The 1,037-nt window shown below is 39.7% G+C and carries 1 protein-coding gene; it reads left to right on the forward strand.

Going from position 1 to position 1,037, the window contains the following annotated elements:
• Positions 1-1,037: tyrosine--tRNA ligase (gene tyrS / locus VXQ92_RS21090; protein ID WP_416683080.1), on the forward strand; the 1,037-nt coding region annotated here is incomplete at both ends.

The following is a 1,037-nucleotide window of genomic DNA, read 5'->3' on the forward strand; positions in this document are numbered from 1 at the left end:
GCTCCAGATTTACATTTAGGACATACGGTTCTTATTAACAAACTAAAAACGTTTCAAGATTTGGGTCATGAAGTTACTTTCTTGATTGGCGACTATACCGCCATGATTGGTGACCCAACGGGTAAAAGTGCAACTCGTCCGCCGTTATCACGCGAACAAGTTGAAGCTAACGCTAAAACTTATCAAGAACAAGTTTTCAAAATCTTAGATCCGAATAAAACAAAAGTACGTTTTAACTCAGAGTGGTTTAACCAAAAGTCTGCTGCGGATCTTATTCAGTTGGCAAGCCAGCAAACAGTATCACGTATGTTAGAGCGTGATGACTTCACTAAGCGTTATAACAACCATCAGCCAATTGCGATTCATGAGTTCTTATATCCTTTAGTTCAAGGTTATGACTCTATCGCACTTGAAGCAGACGTTGAGTTAGGTGGTACAGACCAAACCTTTAACTTACTCATGGGCCGTACGTTACAAAGCCGTTATGGCCAAGAATCACAAGTGTGTATCACTGTACCAATTCTAGAAGGTTTAGATGGCGTAAATAAAATGTCTAAATCTTTAGGTAACTATATTGGTGTTTTTGATGCGCCAGGTGCAATGTACCAAAAAGTATTATCAATGCCTGACTCTTTAATCGAACGTTATTTCGATTTATTAAGTTTTAAATCTCTAGATGAGATCAAAGCTTTATTAGATGAAATCGCGGCTGGTCGTAATCCACAAGAAGTAAAACGTATTCTTGCACTCGAGTTGGTTGAACGCTTCCATGATGCTGAAGCTGCTGCTAATGCTCATAAGAGTGCTGGTAATCGTATTACAGAAGGTGAGGTGCCGGCAGATACTCCTGAAGTAACTATTTCACGTGGTGAGTTTGGTGGTGAAATCTTTATTGCCACAATTCTTCGCGTAGCAGGATTAAATCCAAATGCAGCAGCTGCAAAAGATGCTGTTGCACGCGGTGCAGTAAAAGTAGACTGGAATGTAGTAGATGCAAGTTTCTCTGTAAAAGAAAACGGGACTTTTATTATTCAGTC

The organism is Acinetobacter sp. 228, from assembly GCF_048147885.1.